Here is a 15,635-nt window from a genome sequence, read left to right as displayed (position 1 = left end):
CACATCCGTGTGTTCTGCAGCAGAATTAAAATCTCTGGCCATCCAACACCAGTTCAAATTCTGCACGACCATTTGCAAGACAGTACTCCAACCATTCACCAAGGAAGCGATTGGCTTGGGGTCTCTCATCTGCACGCTGCATACGGGGATTGGGATAGGCGGTATCCACTCCTTTACCACCCACCGGCCCGCGACCATTGGCTTTAATCACCTCCGCCATACACGCATCGTGGTAGAGGCGTACAGTCAAGTCGGGAGGTTCCAGCCATTGGCACTCGTTAAGATTTACCTCCGCCGCCAGAGACACCTCTGTGGTATATCTAGAGCGCTCCACTACTCTCAACACCAGAGTGCCGCCGGGCAACTGGTAGCGCCAAAGCGCTCTTTGTGAAAGCTCAGGCAACAATTTGCTCAAGCGCAGGTAGTTGGCGTCACAATCGGCATGATAAGACGGTAGATCGACTCGATACACCGCCCTAGCGTTGCCATTTGGCGACATTTTCAACTTCCTTTGCTGCCGCGCCTTCGCTTCTCCCAGTAGAGCCATTATCAACACTCCAATTCATTGGCCGCCGTGACTCAGATCTCAGTTTGCTCTATACGCAGGTAACATTGCGCAACGCAAGTGACCGTCAGGCAGTTGGCCTGTGTTTTGTTAATTTTGCCCGGTTCAACTGCAGCCACTGCATACAAATAATGGTGGCCGAATTATCGATAGGGTTCTCTCCTGGAGCATAGTCCCCCGCCATGGCGGCGAGTACCGAGTCCCTGGAAAACACCCGCAAGCGGATATCTTCGTTTTCCTGCTCCAAACCAAAGTAACCTTCCGCACAGTTCAAGTCCACCAGCGCACAGTACAGGTGTAGCCGTTCAGAGCTCCCTCCAACACTGGGCATATAACTGTGGATAAAGTGCAATTCCTGCACTTTGAGCCCCGCTTCCTCCAATACTTCACGCCGAGCTACATCTTTTAGGTCTTCCCCGGCTTCCACCATGCCGGCCACCACTTCCAGACACCAGGGGCCTGCCGGCCGCTCTAGGGCGCCAATACGAAACTGCTCGGTAAGCGCAACAAGGTCTCGCTCAGGGTCGTAGAGCAATACCCCTACTGCCGGACCGCGTACAAACAGCTCCCGGGTAAAGATTTCACTCCAGCCACCACGAAAAAGGCGATGGCGCAGCCGTAGCCGCAACATGGAAAAAAATCCCTTATAAACCGTTTCCCTGGAAACAACTTCTACAGAATCTGCGGAAAACTCTGGGGACAACCCCTTTTGACTCTTCATTTTTGACATTAGTTCGCTGACCTTCTGCGCGAGTGGGGTCTGCATACTCGAACACTATATGAGCGGGATGCAGCTGTTATACTCTGCGCCCACCGTACCAGCCTCTCTAGCAAGCGGCCATACGTAATATCTTCCTGGATTTTTTTAGAGACCGCACCACCATGAGAGTGCTCAATATCGCCTACCAGCAACTGCGCCGTTACGGTAAGACGCGGGTTAGCTGGGCGCAGAAACTGACTTTTGGCCTGATCAAAAACGATCACTATACGCAGGTGTTCAGCGACCGGGATGTGGCAGCCTTCGAAGCGCCCTTCGGAATCCGCGACCTGGGGGTGAGCAAAGCCAATCGCCGCCTGTTAGAAACGGTTGAAGCATTTGAGCCCGACCTGATCATCGCCGGCCACTGCGACATGATCAGTAACGACACCCTGAAGGCGATCAAGCAACAACAGCCCAATTGCCTAATCGCACACTGTAATAACGATCCACTGTTCGTGCCCAGCAATGTTGAGCGTATCAAACACCGCGCCGAAGTGGCCGATGCCATCTTCGTCTCTACCGGCCGTCGCGAGCTGAGTATTTTTGAGGGCATTAACGCCCGGGTTTACCATATGCCCAACCCGGTCGAACCCTCTATCGAAAACCTCAATAATGCCGAACGCACTGATCTGTCTATTGATCTGCTGTTTTGTAGCAACAGCAATGATTTCACCAAGCGCTTGCAAATGGTGAAAAATCTCAAGGATACCCTGGGAGATTCACTGAACTTCAAAACCTACGGCAGCTTTGGTGAAGCGCCAGTATGGGGACGAGACTACGATCGCGCACTCGCGCAAACTAAAATGGGACTGAATTTTAATCGCCAAGACACCCATTACTGGTACTCTTCTGCGCGAATGGCCCAGCTTGCCGGTAATGGTATTTTGCAATTCACCAGTGACAAGCTGCACTTCGACGAACTATTGCCCCCAGAGAGCGTGGTTTACTTTTCTGATGAGCAGGACCTGTTGGAAAAAATCCGCGAATTCCATAGCGACGATGCCAAGCGCCGTGCTTGGGCAGCTAAAGCCCGGGAATTTTTCCACACCGAAATGAACTCGAAGCTTTACGCCCAATACATTGTTGAGGCCACCAGCCTGCAACCCTTTAGTCACGACTACGCCTGGGCCCGCGATATCAACCTGAATGGCTCGCTGAAATAACGGGCCACCGGAAGAATTACACAGAATACGTTGGATTTATGAGTAACAAGCCAATTCGAGTGGCACAGGTCCTCGCCGGTGCCGAGCACGGCGGTGCGGAAAATTTTTTCGTGCGCCTGGTGAGCGGTTTGAACCCGCGCACTGAGATTAATGAGAAAGCCTTTATCCGCAACCACGATCACCGTGTACAAGCGCTGCGTAGCAATGGGGTTGAAACCGAGGGTTTTAAGTTTGGTGGCAAACTGGATTTTCTAGGCCGCAGAGTTTATCGCGAGGCACTGAATAACTGGCAGCCGGACATCGTTATGACTTGGATGGGACGTGCCACTATTATCACTCCCAACTCAAAAAACTATCTACTGGTCAGCCGGCTCGGCCATTACTACAACCTGAAGTACTATCGGCACGCGGATTATTGGATCGGTATCAGCAAGGGTATTTGCCAGCATATGGTTGATGGTGGTATTCCCAGGGAGAGGATTTTTCATATCCCCAATTTTGCCGATGAAACTCCGGTAGAACCACTACCACGCAACAGTTTCGATACGCCGGAAGACAAGCCCCTCATCCTCGCTGCGGGCCGCCTGCACATCAACAAAGGTTTTGATGTCCTGCTGCACTCTCTGGCGCAAATACCCAATGCTACCCTGTGGCTCGCCGGCGCAGGTCCCGAAGAGGCCAACCTGAAAGCCCTATGCCATAAACTCGGCCTGGACCAACGCGTACGCTTCCTCGGTTGGCGCAACGACGTTACCACCCTGATGCGCACCGCAGATTTGTTCGTATGCCCGTCACGGCACGAAGGGCTGGGTTCAATTGTGATGGAGTCATGGGCACACCGCTGCCCCATTGTCGCCACCAATTCCCAAGGCCCTGGGGAAGTCATCAGCGATGGTCATAGCGGCCTGATCACGCCTATCGATGATGCTGATGCCCTGGCCAAAGCCATCCGCTCCGTGCTGGATAATCCAGAGTTGCGCCAGAGCCTGATCGAGAATGCTGCGGAAGTGTATGCGAATGGCTACTCGAAGCAGTTTATCGTGGACTCCTACATTGAGCTCTACAACACCCTGATGCAACGTGGGCGCCCCTAGCCCTTAGCAAAAATTGCAGACTGCCTTCAAAGTATTTTTTGCAGCCCTGCCTGTGCGGGCAGTAAAAAATAGTAACTGGTAGTTTTCTGATATTTGGGGGGTTTCGCCGGCCAACGGCCGGCGATGAGGAGTCAGTTGGAGGGATTATAAAGAGCCGATAATTTTTCAGTTTACTGGTAGGCCTGAGGCAAATCCCTCAACAATTCATACACGCCCCGTGAGATCAGACGCTGACGCTGCTCAATACTGTCTGGGCGAGTCAGGAGTTCACTGGCTCTGCCCCCCCAAATTATCGCGCCGTCGGGGCGACCAATCCCCACGCTCATAATCACCAGCGGAGCATCGGTGAGCGGCGGCAGCTCCACGACATCCTGGGGTGCATTGCTATCAAACTGCTTGTCCCAGCTTGGGTCTCGTGTATCGCCGGAAAAAAATTCATCTACCACAGCCACCTGATAATCCACGACCATATCTGCATTCTGGTCTTGGGCCACCTCTCGATAGCCGCGCTGCTGTAATTGCGCCGCCACCGTATTGCGCATTTCCTCATCTAGCTCTACCAATTGTGCTGAGGCATCCGCATCATTGAGTGGCGTCACTCCCCATTTATAGGTAGAAAAAGTCACCGGTTGAGCCCCCGTACTCACCCGCTCCACTTGCATTTCCTGGCACCCGGCCAAGAACAGCAGAGTCATTAATCCCATGGTTATATAACGCATAAATGCTCCTTACCTTGTTATTTATTTGACCGGTTCCGAATAATTATAAAGCTCTATTTTGGGGCTCCACTTATACCACTTGGGTTCCGCCCGTGGGTAGAGTGGAAAGTGGCTACCGGATTCCACTTCGAACCCCATAAATGGCGGCTCGGGCGTGGCGAAAGCAATGCCCCCTTTAATTAGAGCCTGAGCAGACTCGGTATTAACATTAAGACCACTTTTCAGCCCAAAATTCACATCCACACCACTGGCGTTCCAAAAAACCGTATGCTCACGCACCAACGGGCGATATTCTGGCTCGATGTGCACAAAGATATATACCCGGTCCGCCCACTCTCCCAGCTCAAAGCCAGTAACCTCCCCCACTTGCACCTGCCGATAATAAACGGGGCTGCCGGCCACCAGAGAACCGCGCCTGGCTGCATCGAGTATTACCGTCAGGCCGGGTCGACTCATAGTTTCGGCAAGATCCTCCTTCGGAGCCTGAAGCTCGGCATAGAACTCTGTCTCCGGCGGCCCGCCGCCGGGCTCCAGGGCGAGGTAACGACCGGTAATCAGTGTGTCCAGGTGCGCGACTTTACTAATACCAATTTGCGGGGACACCACCCAGATACGGGTGCCGGCACGGGCAAAATTGCCACCGCGATGGTAGAGCTTTGCTCGTGCCTGAACCTCACCGAGATCCCTGCCGAGGCGTAAGCGGGTTATTTCGCCAATTTGCACACCTTTGTAACGCAGCGGAGCCCCTTCCTTAAGCCCCTCAGCGCTGGGTAAATTAATACTGATTTCAATGCCCTCTTCCATCGCCGCTTCGCGACTGCGATACAGAGGGAACTGATCGCCATTTTGCGCAGGTCCCCCCTTTTCGTACTCCCCACCCCGGATGCCAAAAGCAACACCACCACGCAACAAAGACATCAACGAATCCGCCTGTATTTTGATGCCACTGCTCAGGCTCGCACTAGCACGCAATCCGCTGATATTCCAAAAACGGGCACCAGGCCTAACCAAGTGTGCATAGCGCGGTTCAATCACCACATACACCTCTACGCCTTCGCCATCTCTGCGCAATTCCATCCCCTGTACCTTGCCCACTTCGATACGGCGAAAATATACGGGGGCACCACGCTGCAGTGAGCCCGGGTTGCGGGAAGTGAGGCGTAAATGCAGTCCAGGGACCCTAGGGTCCATTTGTGGTGCCGAAGCCCGCGCGGAAAAAGTGCGCTGAGAACGCTTCCCCCGACGCAGATCTACCTCGATACGGTTACCCTGAATTAATTCATTCAAGCCACCGCTAAAATCAAAAGTGGGCGGCGCCAACCAGAAGCGAGTATTTTCACTGAGCAGGTCATCGGTCGCCGGGTCCATCAGGACACGTACTTCCATTCCATTCATACTCTTGTTGGCTTTAGCGCGACTGACTTCACCCACTTTGATGCCCTGGTAATACACCTTGGTACTACCGGGTGTCACATCAACGCCACGATCAAAATTTAAAGTGACAGCAATACCCGCATCTGCGGCAGCGAAGTTTTTATATAATTTAAATTCTGTGCCATTGACCGCCAGTGGCGACTGGCGCTGGGATTCTGGCGTGTAAAAACTGACACCACCGGCAAAAAGAGCAGCGAGAGATTCCAGGTTGATACTGATACCGCTGATCCCTCCTTCAATCGAAATCCCGGAACTGTTCCAAAAGCGACTGCCACGATGCACCAAATAGCCGTACTCGCGTCGGATAAATAATTCTATGCTGACTTCTCTACCATTTTCATCGAGGCTGTAATCGGCCACCTGCCCCACACGTAACTGGCGGTAGTACACCGGTGAGCCCCGGCTGAGGGAGCCGAGCCGGCGGGATTTCAGTACCACGCGTAAACCGTCGCCGCGTATAAATGCCGGTGGACGATCCAGAGCGACAAACTCTCGCTTACGCTTGCCACTGCCGGACTCCACCGCAATGTAATTACCCGATAGCAAAGTCTCCAATCCGCTGATACCAGTAATGGAGAGCTCCGGCTTCACCACCCAAAACTCGGTGCCTTCAACCAACAGGTACTCAGCACTGCGGTTAAGACTGACTTCAGCCAAAACACCGTCGGCACCATTTAATTCTTTGGCATTGGGTACCAGGCGCACATCCTGCACTATGCCGATATCCACACCGGAATATTTCACCACCGTTTTGCCTTTCACCAGACCATCGCCGGAGTGAAATAGGATGCTCGCGTGCACATCCCCCTCAGCCATATCCTGGTAAAGTAACCAGGCGGCAATCAAACCCGCTACCAGTGGCAATATCCACACAAGCGGCAGGCCGCGACTCCGGCGCACTTGTCCCCGCTGAGGTCCTTCATAGGCGCTGGGTTCTATGGTGTCATTATCCACTGGCGTATTGTCAGCCATTCTCCGCCGCACTCCTGTGAGCCGTTTCCGGCTCTACCGCGGTTGCATACAGGTCGCCATCATGGGCATCCCATATTAGGCGCGGATCGAAAGAACGCGCCGCCATCATGGTGACCACCACCACCGAGGCAAAAGCGGTACTACCCGGCCCTGCTTCCACTCGGGCGATAAATCCCATGTCCACCAGCGCCGCCAGAATAGAAATCATAAACAGGTCCAGCAGCGACCAACGCCCGATTCCGGAAACCACTCGATATATTTTCATCGCTTGAGAGGGCACAAAATGCAATCGCAATTGGATCTGTACCAAGAGCAGTACCAATCCCAATAGTTTCATTACCGGCACGGCGATACTGGCCACAAAGACAATGAGAGCGATGCCCCACATACCGCTGTTATACAGTTGCATAACACCGCTGATAATTGTGCTGGGTTCACCGGCGCCAAGGTAAACAACACTCATAATCGGCAGGATATTTGCTGGGAGTAACAACAAGGCACCGGTGATTGTCAGTGCCCAGGTAAGTATCAAACTGCCATCAATGCGTCCATAAACACTCGCACCACAACGAGGGCAGCGGCAACGCCCTCCCCGGGCCGGTAAAATAATCAGCTGATGACAGCTCAAACAGCTGCTCATTCCATTTTGGAGGGCTTTCTGCGGGGCACTCATGTGGCCGCCTCACGCAGGACACGCCGCAGCGCAATTCGCTGCCAAATGGCATTTTGGTCGAAACTAAGAGAGGAGAGGTTTGCCACTAACATCATGGCACCAAAGCAGTAGAGTCCCGGCTCCACATCCATTTTGCCCAGGTCTCTCAATTTAATTAATGCCACCAGAATACCCAGCATATAGACATCCAGCATGCCCCACTCTTTGATGTGTTGATACCAGCGTACGGCAAAGGCAACCGCTCGATCCAAAAGCCTCCAGGCACTGCCACAACAAATAAATAACAACAACAGAAATTTGCCCAGGGGCGCCAGCACGCTGCAAAATAAAACCAGAGACGCCAGCCAGATAAATCCTGCTTTGTAGAGAGAGTGAACCCCGTTCAATAGGGTATTATCGGCACCAAAAGAGAAAATTGAGAATTTGAGTAATGGCAGGCTGGCAGAGGGAATAAATAACAACAGCCCGGTGAGACTCAGGGCAATAGTGTAATAGACACTGTGATTGCTATTGCGGTGCAACGTGCAGCGACACCGGGGACAAACCAGCTTTTGACCGGGCGGTGCCACACTGCCGGTCAATAACAGGTCGCACTCGTGGCAGGCACGCTGCCAAGGTATTGGCTTTTTGATGCGCAGCTGATCCATGTGCCAGAGGTCCTTGCCTTATTCTGCACAATTTTTGCCGCATCCAAATACTTCCATGGCGCGTCTATTGCAATGTAGGGGCATTGCCCTATTCAATGCTGCCCTGATACTGCCAGGCAGATACCGGTAAACGCACATTCGCGTCGGTTTAACGAAGATATACCAAAAAGCCGAAAGCGTCGCCTCGACGCTTAGACTGGCCGCGGGTACACTCTCGCGACTGCTAATTGGGGAGACTGGCAGCAACATCGGACCATGCGAGCCAAGGGAACCCACCGAGAACCAAAACTCGAGTGCCGCTCCAGAGAACTGACAGAAGCTTGAAGACCGCACCCGCCACAGGAAGTTGAAACAGATGAAAAGAAGTAACCGCAAAGCGCCAAAAGGCCGCCAGTTGCGTCCACTGAAGAAACTAATCGCCGCCACCCTGCTGGGCTTCGGCGCCATGCAGGCCCAGGCCGACACCCTGTGGGATATTTATATGCAGGCGCTGGATAACGATCCCCAGCTCGCTGCAGACCGCGCCGCCTACCATGCTGGAATTGAGGCAAAAAACCAGCTGCGTGCGCCCTTGTTGCCCCAGGTGAATGCTCAAATCCAGGCGGCGAGAAATCACGAGTTCAGGCAATTTGGAAATTCAGAACCTGTTGATGAAAACGACGATAACAATCTTGAATTGGTCGATTTCCTCCAACGGGATACAGGTACTTTTGACGACAGAACATATAATGCGAGCCTGAGCCAGGCGATATTTGATGCCCCCGCCTGGTTTGGCTATCAGCAAGGTAAGAAACTAACCGAACAGGCTACGGCAGAGTACAGCGCCAACCAGCAGGATATGATGATCCGCGTAGCGACTGCCTACTTCGATGTATTGCGTGCCTATGATGTACTGGAAGCGGCCGTCTCTGAGGAAAAGGCTCTGGCTAAGCAGCTGGAACAGACCCAGCAGCGTTTCGAGGTGGGGCTGACGGCAATCACCGACGTTTATGATTCCCAAGCAGCTTTCGATAGCTCGGTTGCCCGCCGCTTAACGGAACAGGATAACTTACTCTCTTCCTTTGACGCCCTCTCGGTACTGACCGGCGGCTATCACGATGAGGTAGCCCCTTTGATAGAGAGCTTTCAGGTAGCGCCGCCAGTACCGGCAGATCGAGCCGACTGGGTCGACTTTGCCCTGGCAAATAACTTTACCCTAAAAGCCGCAAGACTAAATGCCGAGGCAGCCCGCTACAATGCTCGCTCTGCCGCCAGCCAGCATCTGCCTACGCTTACAGGTTCTGTCTCGTACAATAAGTTCACCTCGGAAGGTGATCAAAGAACTAGATTTTTATTTGATGAACCTTTTAGGGAGCGGAATCGATCTACGGTATTTCCACGAGATCAAGATTTTCGCGATACTACCGCCTCGATTACCTTAGATATTCCCATTTACACCGGTGGCCTGATTAGCGCCAATCGCCGCGAGGCGCGCAACCTGTCCTTCCAGGCCCAGGATCTGCGCAACCTGACCGAGCGCAATACCATCCAGTCCACCCGCACCCTACACCGTGCGGTAGTGACCGATGTTTCCCGTGTGGCGGCGCGGCAACAGGCGGTGGTCTCCGCCAAGAGTGCACTAGATGCCACCCAGGCCGGCTATGAGGTGGGCACACGTAATATCGTCGATGTGTTATTGGCCCAACGGACCCTGTTCCAGTCTCAGACGGATTATGCCAACGCCCTCTACGACTACATCATCAACAGCCTGAACCTCAAGTTGGTGGCGGGGCTGTTGTCACCAAAGGATCTGCAAGAATTGGATAGTATGCTGAACCCGGCACACAATGTATTCCGCGTGGGCGAGTCCAGTCCTCCTGGTACACCAGCGCCTTCTAAGTAAGCGCATATTTATCAGTAGTACCTCTATCAGTGAGTGGACTCCGAGCCACTCACTGATCTTTCAAATCAGGCATCAGACTCTCAATTTCATCCAGCAGACGTCGTAAAGCGCCACTATTTTCCTGTGCCACCACTCTGGCATTCTGCCCTGCAGCCATACGTTGGCGATCATTTTTCAACCAAAGACCCAGCTGTTCAGCTATGCTCGCTGCATCTTCGGCAACCACCATGCCGCCAGCATCCTTTAGCAATTGGGCAACGGTGGAAAAGTTATGCAGGAAAGGCCCGCATACCACCGGGACCCCCCAGGCTGCCGGCTCAATCATATTGTGTCCGCCAACAGGAACCAGGCTGCCACCCACAAAGGCCATATCACTCGCGCCAAAGAAGCGCAGCAGCTCTCCCATCGTATCCCCCAAGAGTATTTGATCACAGACAGATGGCACCCGCCCTTCACTGCGCCTAACCACCTGGAAGCCCCTTTCCTGACAGAGCCGTGCAACACTTTCAAAGCGCTGTGGGTGCCGGGGAACCAACACCAGCAGTAAATTTTCACTGGTCTTTAGCAATGCCCGATAGGCATCCAGAATAATTTCATCCTCACCGGCATGGGTACTGGCAGCCAGCCACACCTTGCGCCCCTCAGGCCCACGCCACTGGTGAGCCAGGGCCTGGGCCTCACTAACCAATCCTAAACCGATATCCAGATCGAACTTGATATTGCCACTGGCCAGCACCCGCGGCGCTGGCAAGCCCAACTTAACAAAGCGTTGAGCATCCACATCATACTGAGCGACGACCTTATCCAGATTTGCCAACATCGATTGGATAAATCTTGGAAACTTTCCATAGCCGCGCGCAGATTTCTCACTGAGCCGCGCGTTGGCCAGCAGCGTCGGCATATTGCGCTTTCTGCAAAGGTGCAGGAGATTCGGCCACAACTCAGTTTCCACAATGACAAGCATATTCGGACGCAAAGCCTGCAGGAATGGCGTCAGACACTCTGGCAGGTCGTAAGGCAGGTAGTAATGCAGTAAACGGCCGCCAAGAATAGGGCGCAGCGCCTCAGTCACCCGCTCAGAACCTGTGGGGGTGCTCGTCGTCACCAGCCACTGCCACTGAGGGTAGCGAGCCGCCAGCTGGGTAATCACCGGTATCGCCGCCAGCGTTTCCCCCACAGACACTGAGTGCACCCAGAGTAAAGGCGCAGAACTAAGACGCTTCGGCACTTTCCCCAGGCGCTCAGCCAGGCGCAGCCGATACTCGGGCTGGCTGCGGCCACGCCACCAAAGACGCAGCAAAATAAGTGGCATCGCCGCTCGAAAAATAACGTTATACAGAACTCGCATCGACAAAAGTGCTTCACGGGGAGAAAACAAATACTGGTAAGGCGTACCACCAGCTGTACTGGTTCAGGCTTCACTGCATATAATGAGATCCCTGCCAGGAAGCCAAAACCTGGCCATCATATCATTGGCAGAACATTTTCTTCTTGGTCACTCGGAGCTGGTCACTTGAAAGTTGTGCAACTACTGCCCGCCTTAAACTCGGGCGGAGTTGAGCGGGGAACCCTGGATTTTGCCCGTGCACTGGTCCATGCCGGCCATGAATCCATTGTCATTTCCAGTGGCGGCCGTATGGTGGAGCAGCTACAGCATGAAGGCTCACAGCATATCACCCTGCCAATCCATAAAAAGTCCCTCACCAGCCTGCTACAAGTGCGCCCTTTGCGTAATCTGCTGCAGAAATTAAATGCAGATATCTTGCACGTTCGCTCCCGGGTGCCCGCCTGGCTTACTTACCTGGCCTGGAAAAAAATGCCCGTGGACAAACGTCCCCGGCTGCTGAGCACAGCGCACGGGCTCTACTCAACCAACCGCTACAGTGCGATCATGGCAAAAACCGAGCAGGTTATCGCTATCTCACAGTGCGTAAACGATTACCTGCTGGAGAACTACCCTAATGACCTACAGAGGCCCCCTCAGATTGTCTATCGCGGGGTCGATACCAAAGAGTTTCACCCACAAATTTGTCTCCCAGCTGAATGGGTGGAGCGGACTTGTCTGGAGTTTCCACAGCTCCAAGGGAAACGCTGGTTGTTATTGCCGGGACGCTTGACCCGCTGGAAAGGTCAGGAAGATTTTATTGAGCTAATTGCTAAACTCGCCCCCTTAGACCCCCATATTCATGGAGTAATCCTCGGTGGCAGCGAAGCGAATAAAGCCCATTACGAAGAAGAACTAAAAGAAAAAGTACGAAATCTGGGGATAGGGGATCGTGTCAGCTTTGTTGGGCATCGCTCTGATATTCGCTACTGGTACAAGCAGTCCGATTTGGTTTTCAATCTCTCACAACGCCCGGAGCCATTTGGTCGCACCGTTATCGAGGCCGCCGCAATAGGCACACCGATTATTGGTTATGATATCGGCGGCCCGGCTGAATCCCTGCAGGCCTGCTTCCCACAGGGTCTGGTCAATAAAGGGGACAGGCAAATGCTCCTCAAGAAGACCCTGGAGATACTAGACACTCCTCAAGAAAGACCCCAACTCACAGAAGCCTTTACCTTAGAGCGACAAGCCGCCCACACCATGGAAATCTATCGCACTATGCTTAACAACAATAAGAGAAATATGGCGCCATGATAGATTTGAACAATCGTGAACCCTTCGCCAGTGGAGGCAATCGCTTTTGCTATCAGCATCCGCAGGAGCCTCACTTGTGCGTCAAAGTGATGCGCCCTGGGCGCACTCAAATACTATTAGATAGGGCCCCCTGGTATAAGCGTGGACGCGGCCTGGATAGCTTTGACGATAACTTGCGTGAGCAGGAGGGCTATAGCCAAAGTGCCCTTCAACGGGATCGCGCCGGACTGTGGCAGCACCTACCCCGCTGGTATGGAATCCAGCAGACCAGCCTCGGCCCCGCCGCAGTGACCGATATGATCTTAGATGAGAACGGAACTCCGGCACCTACCCTACGCCAATATTTAAACAAACACGGCCTGGATGAAGAGGTGCGTATTGCACTACAAGAGTTTGCCAGCTGGCTCTTGGAGTACGGTGTACTGACCAAAAACCTGATCGCGCACAACCTAGTCTTACGCCGAGAAAACGGGCGTTTGCAGATTTACCTTATCGATGGCTTGGGCTGCGCCTCGTTCCTGCCACTACCGAAATTTTCCAGTTTCTTTGCCAGGCGTTATATCCACCGCCGTATCCAACGTATGTGGTTGCGCGTGGAATGGGAAGTCTCCGACAAGAAGATACCCTGGCGAAAGTTTGAAGCCCGCGGCCTGAAAGGCTAATTGGCCAATAGTCCACAACGGCGCAATAGTGCCCTGGCACATAAAAGGTACTGATCCAGAGGCTGGCGAGGCGGCTGCGCTAACACTTCTTCCAGGTGTTCACTGACGACCCCCTGATCGATCAACCTCTGCACCGCAGCTCGGACCTTATTGGACTTATCCCGGCCGGGAACCCGAATTACCCCCACCCTCGCGCGGCTCTGTAAGGACTCAAACAGCATGGAAACACTATCTTCGCTCACCCAAATTTGCTCAGTCGTGGCCATCTGCTCCTGAATCCAACCGGGAGGACATGAGCGCCAATCTATAAAGCGGGCCTTGCCCTCGGACAAGGCTTCCAATGTACCACCTGGCGTTCGGCGGCTATTGGAAATCTGCCAATCAAGAGGTTGTCTTATCAATGGCTTTATCTGTGCCCGGATAGCCTGAAGATCCCAGGAATAGTGTTTACTCGGTCCACCGAGCAAAATTAACCCCTTCCCAGCCTGAGGACCAATATCGGGTAGAGGCTCCGTTAAGGCACCCTGGCTTAGGATAATGTTCTCCAGAGGTGGTGGCCGATCGTGCTCCGGCACAATCGCAAAATCAAACCAGCTAAAAGGTAGCTGCGGACGATTTATCGACACTGCGCGACCACCGTAACGGCAGCGCGCGGCCAACATCGGTATACGGCTCTTGCGGCCGGTTCCAATTAGGAAATCCGGTTTCGGCAGCTGATCGAGTTGTTGTGCCCGCCCCATGAAAATGCGCGAAGCGCTAAACTCTGCAGGGATATCAAAACTCTGTACCTGCCCAGCAAAACTTTTACCCAGGCCACAAACCAGCGCCGCACTCTGTTTCTCATGCGCCCGGTTACCATCGAGAAAACGCCATACCTTCAGCTGCAAAGCCAATGAACCCCTGCCAGTAAAAGGCCGCAAGCATAGCTTATTGCCCACTTGTCGGCGAATATAAGAGCACGGGATATGCCAATTGCGCCCCAAGGCCTAGGGGCAATATCTGGTACACTAGCGCGCATATTTTTGGGCGGCACAGCCCCTCCAGTGACAGGTAATGGGATACTCATGAATGTAACGGTATTTGGCAGCGGTTACGTCGGCTTGGTTCAGGCCGCAGTTTTGGCTGAAGTTGGCCACAATATTTTGTGCATTGATATCGATGAGAAGAAAGTCGAAGATCTGAAAAAAGGGATCATCCCCATCTATGAACCTGGCCTATCCCCGCTGATTGAGCGCAACTTAAAAAATAGAACGCTGAATTTCAGCACTGATGCATCACAGGGCGTAGAGCACGGGGAAGTCATCTTTATCGCCGTCGGAACCCCTCCTGACGAAGACGGCTCAGCCGACCTTAGCCATGTGCTGGCAGTGGCCGAATCTATCGCCATTTATATGAGCGAAACCAAGGTGATCGTCAATAAGTCTACGGTTCCCGTGGGCACTGCAGATTTAGTGAGTAAAGCCATTGCTGATCGACTGGCTGCACGTAATGCCGAAGATATCCCTTTCGACGTCGTTTCAAACCCAGAATTCCTTAAAGAAGGCTCTGCAGTGAGCGATTGCATGCGACCAGATCGCATCATTATTGGTACTCGCAGCACCTCCGCAGAGAATGCACTGCGTCAGCTCTATGCGCCATTTAACCGAAACCATGAAAAAATCATCACCATGGATGTTCGCAGTGCGGAGCTGGCCAAATACGCAGCTAACTGCATGCTGGCCACCAAAATCAGTTTTATGAATGAGATGGCACAAATCGCCGATAATGTGGGCGCAGACATCGAGCAGGTACGCCAGGGTATTGGCTCTGACCCCCGCATTGGCTACCAATTTATCTACGCAGGTATCGGTTATGGTGGTTCATGCTTTCCGAAAGATGTGAAAGCATTAATTTCTACAGCAACTCAAATGGGGGTATCCCCGGGTATTTTGAATGCTGTGGAGGAGCGTAACCAAACCCAGAAAAGCTACCTGCTACAAAAAATCACAGAGCATTTTGGCGAGGACCTGAAAGGAAAAACCTTTGCTTTGTGGGGGCTTGCCTTTAAACCCAATACCGATGACATGCGCGAAGCGCCCAGCCGTACCTTGATGGAACAACTCTGGCAGCTCGGGGCAAAGGTTCAAGCCTTTGATCCTCAGGCAATGGAGGAGTGCCAACGGATATACGGTGTGCGCGAAGACATGCAACTCTGTGGCACTAAGGAAGTTGCGTTATCTGGGGCAGATGCCCTGATTATCGCTACCGAGTGGCAGCAATTTAAGGCCATTGATGCTAAGGCCGTTACCAATGCGTTAACTAATCCGGTTATTTTTGATGGCCGTAACCTCTATGAACCCCAACACATGGCCGAGAGCGGCATGGACTATTATTGTGTGGGACGCCCGAAAGTATAAGTGCCCTACAAGACATTGAGGGGCTTA

14 protein-coding genes are annotated in these 15,635 nt (G+C 53.1%); 6 read left to right on the top strand and 8 right to left on the bottom strand.

The window, feature by feature from the left end; translation table 11 throughout:
• Window positions 1-25: 25 nt before the first annotated feature.
• Both ACJJH9_RS01300 and ACJJH9_RS01295 read right to left on the bottom strand, forming a co-directional pair.
• The gene (locus ACJJH9_RS01300; protein WP_444924027.1) at window positions 26-547 is read right to left on the bottom strand and encodes a DUF1249 domain-containing protein; all 522 of its coding nucleotides are present in this window, start codon (window positions 545-547) and stop codon (window positions 26-28) included.
• 85 nt (window positions 548-632) lie between these two features.
• Window positions 633-1,331 carry an NUDIX domain-containing protein gene (locus ACJJH9_RS01295; RefSeq protein ID WP_444882961.1) on the bottom strand — a complete coding sequence of 233 codons (699 nt, stop codon included), beginning with the start codon at window positions 1,329-1,331 and terminating at the stop codon, window positions 633-635.
• A gap of 116 nt (window positions 1,332-1,447) precedes the next feature.
• Here ACJJH9_RS01295 and ACJJH9_RS01290 point away from each other — a divergent pair, with 116 nt between their 5' ends.
• Together ACJJH9_RS01290 and ACJJH9_RS01285 are read left to right on the top strand one after the other, a co-directional pair.
• Complete coding sequence (locus ACJJH9_RS01290) at window positions 1,448-2,488, top strand: glycosyltransferase family protein (protein WP_444887373.1); 1,041 nt, start codon at window positions 1,448-1,450, stop codon at window positions 2,486-2,488.
• Between the two features lie 38 nt (window positions 2,489-2,526).
• Complete coding sequence (locus ACJJH9_RS01285; protein WP_444924026.1) at window positions 2,527-3,582, top strand: glycosyltransferase; 1,056 nt, start codon at window positions 2,527-2,529, stop codon at window positions 3,580-3,582.
• Between the two features lie 170 nt (window positions 3,583-3,752).
• Here the strand turns inward: ACJJH9_RS01285 and ACJJH9_RS01280 are convergent, their stop codons facing one another.
• From ACJJH9_RS01280 to ACJJH9_RS01265, 4 genes are read right to left on the bottom strand one after another with little or no spacing between them, the layout of a single operon-like run.
• Window positions 3,753-4,301, bottom strand: a complete 549-nt coding sequence (locus ACJJH9_RS01280; RefSeq protein ID WP_444924025.1) for a DUF4136 domain-containing protein — start codon at window positions 4,299-4,301, stop codon at window positions 3,753-3,755.
• A 21-nt stretch (window positions 4,302-4,322) separates the two neighbouring features.
• A complete protein-coding gene (locus ACJJH9_RS01275; RefSeq protein ID WP_444882965.1) occupies window positions 4,323-6,707 on the bottom strand; it encodes a PqiB family protein in 2,385 nt (794 codons plus the stop codon).
• On the bottom strand, window positions 6,700-7,380 hold the full coding sequence (locus ACJJH9_RS01270) for a paraquat-inducible protein A (RefSeq protein WP_444924024.1): 681 nt from the start codon (window positions 7,378-7,380) through the stop codon (window positions 6,700-6,702). Before ACJJH9_RS01270 ends, ACJJH9_RS01275 begins: the two co-directional genes overlap by 8 nt.
• Window positions 7,377-8,027, bottom strand: a complete 651-nt coding sequence (locus ACJJH9_RS01265) for a paraquat-inducible protein A (protein WP_444924023.1) — start codon at window positions 8,025-8,027, stop codon at window positions 7,377-7,379. Before ACJJH9_RS01265 ends, ACJJH9_RS01270 begins: the two co-directional genes overlap by 4 nt.
• Window positions 8,028-8,382: 355 nt before the next feature.
• On the opposite strand from ACJJH9_RS01265, the gene ACJJH9_RS01260 reads away from it, so the two are divergent.
• Window positions 8,383-9,909, top strand: coding sequence for a TolC family outer membrane protein (locus ACJJH9_RS01260; protein ID WP_444924022.1), 1,527 nt, complete (start codon window positions 8,383-8,385; stop codon window positions 9,907-9,909).
• 49 nt (window positions 9,910-9,958) lie between these two features.
• Here the strand turns inward: ACJJH9_RS01260 and waaA are convergent, their stop codons facing one another.
• Window positions 9,959-11,257, bottom strand: a complete 1,299-nt coding sequence (gene waaA, locus ACJJH9_RS01255) for a lipid IV(A) 3-deoxy-D-manno-octulosonic acid transferase (protein WP_444924021.1) — start codon at window positions 11,255-11,257, stop codon at window positions 9,959-9,961.
• A gap of 174 nt (window positions 11,258-11,431) precedes the next feature.
• Here waaA and ACJJH9_RS01250 point away from each other — a divergent pair, with 174 nt between their 5' ends.
• The gene (locus ACJJH9_RS01250; RefSeq protein ID WP_444925197.1) at window positions 11,432-12,550 is read left to right on the top strand and encodes a glycosyltransferase family 4 protein; all 1,119 of its coding nucleotides are present in this window, start codon (window positions 11,432-11,434) and stop codon (window positions 12,548-12,550) included.
• Window positions 12,547-13,212, top strand: coding sequence for a YrbL family protein (locus ACJJH9_RS01245; RefSeq protein WP_444924020.1), 666 nt, complete (start codon window positions 12,547-12,549; stop codon window positions 13,210-13,212). Before ACJJH9_RS01250 ends, ACJJH9_RS01245 begins: the two co-directional genes overlap by 4 nt.
• Here the strand turns inward: ACJJH9_RS01245 and ACJJH9_RS01240 are convergent.
• Window positions 13,209-14,099: an ELM1/GtrOC1 family putative glycosyltransferase gene (locus ACJJH9_RS01240; protein WP_444924019.1), complete on the bottom strand. Its 891-nt coding sequence runs from the start codon at window positions 14,097-14,099 to the stop codon at window positions 13,209-13,211. The two genes, ACJJH9_RS01245 and ACJJH9_RS01240, sit on opposite strands and share 4 nt — an antisense overlap.
• Before the next feature lie 177 nt (window positions 14,100-14,276).
• On the opposite strand from ACJJH9_RS01240, the gene ACJJH9_RS01235 reads away from it, so the two are divergent.
• The gene (locus ACJJH9_RS01235) at window positions 14,277-15,608 is read left to right on the top strand and encodes a UDP-glucose dehydrogenase family protein (RefSeq protein WP_444924018.1); all 1,332 of its coding nucleotides are present in this window, start codon (window positions 14,277-14,279) and stop codon (window positions 15,606-15,608) included.
• Window positions 15,609-15,635: the final 27 nt, after the last annotated feature.

This window comes from Microbulbifer mixtoriginis (SeqCode), from assembly GCF_052466715.1.
This window is presented reverse-complemented; position numbering and strand designations above follow the sequence as displayed.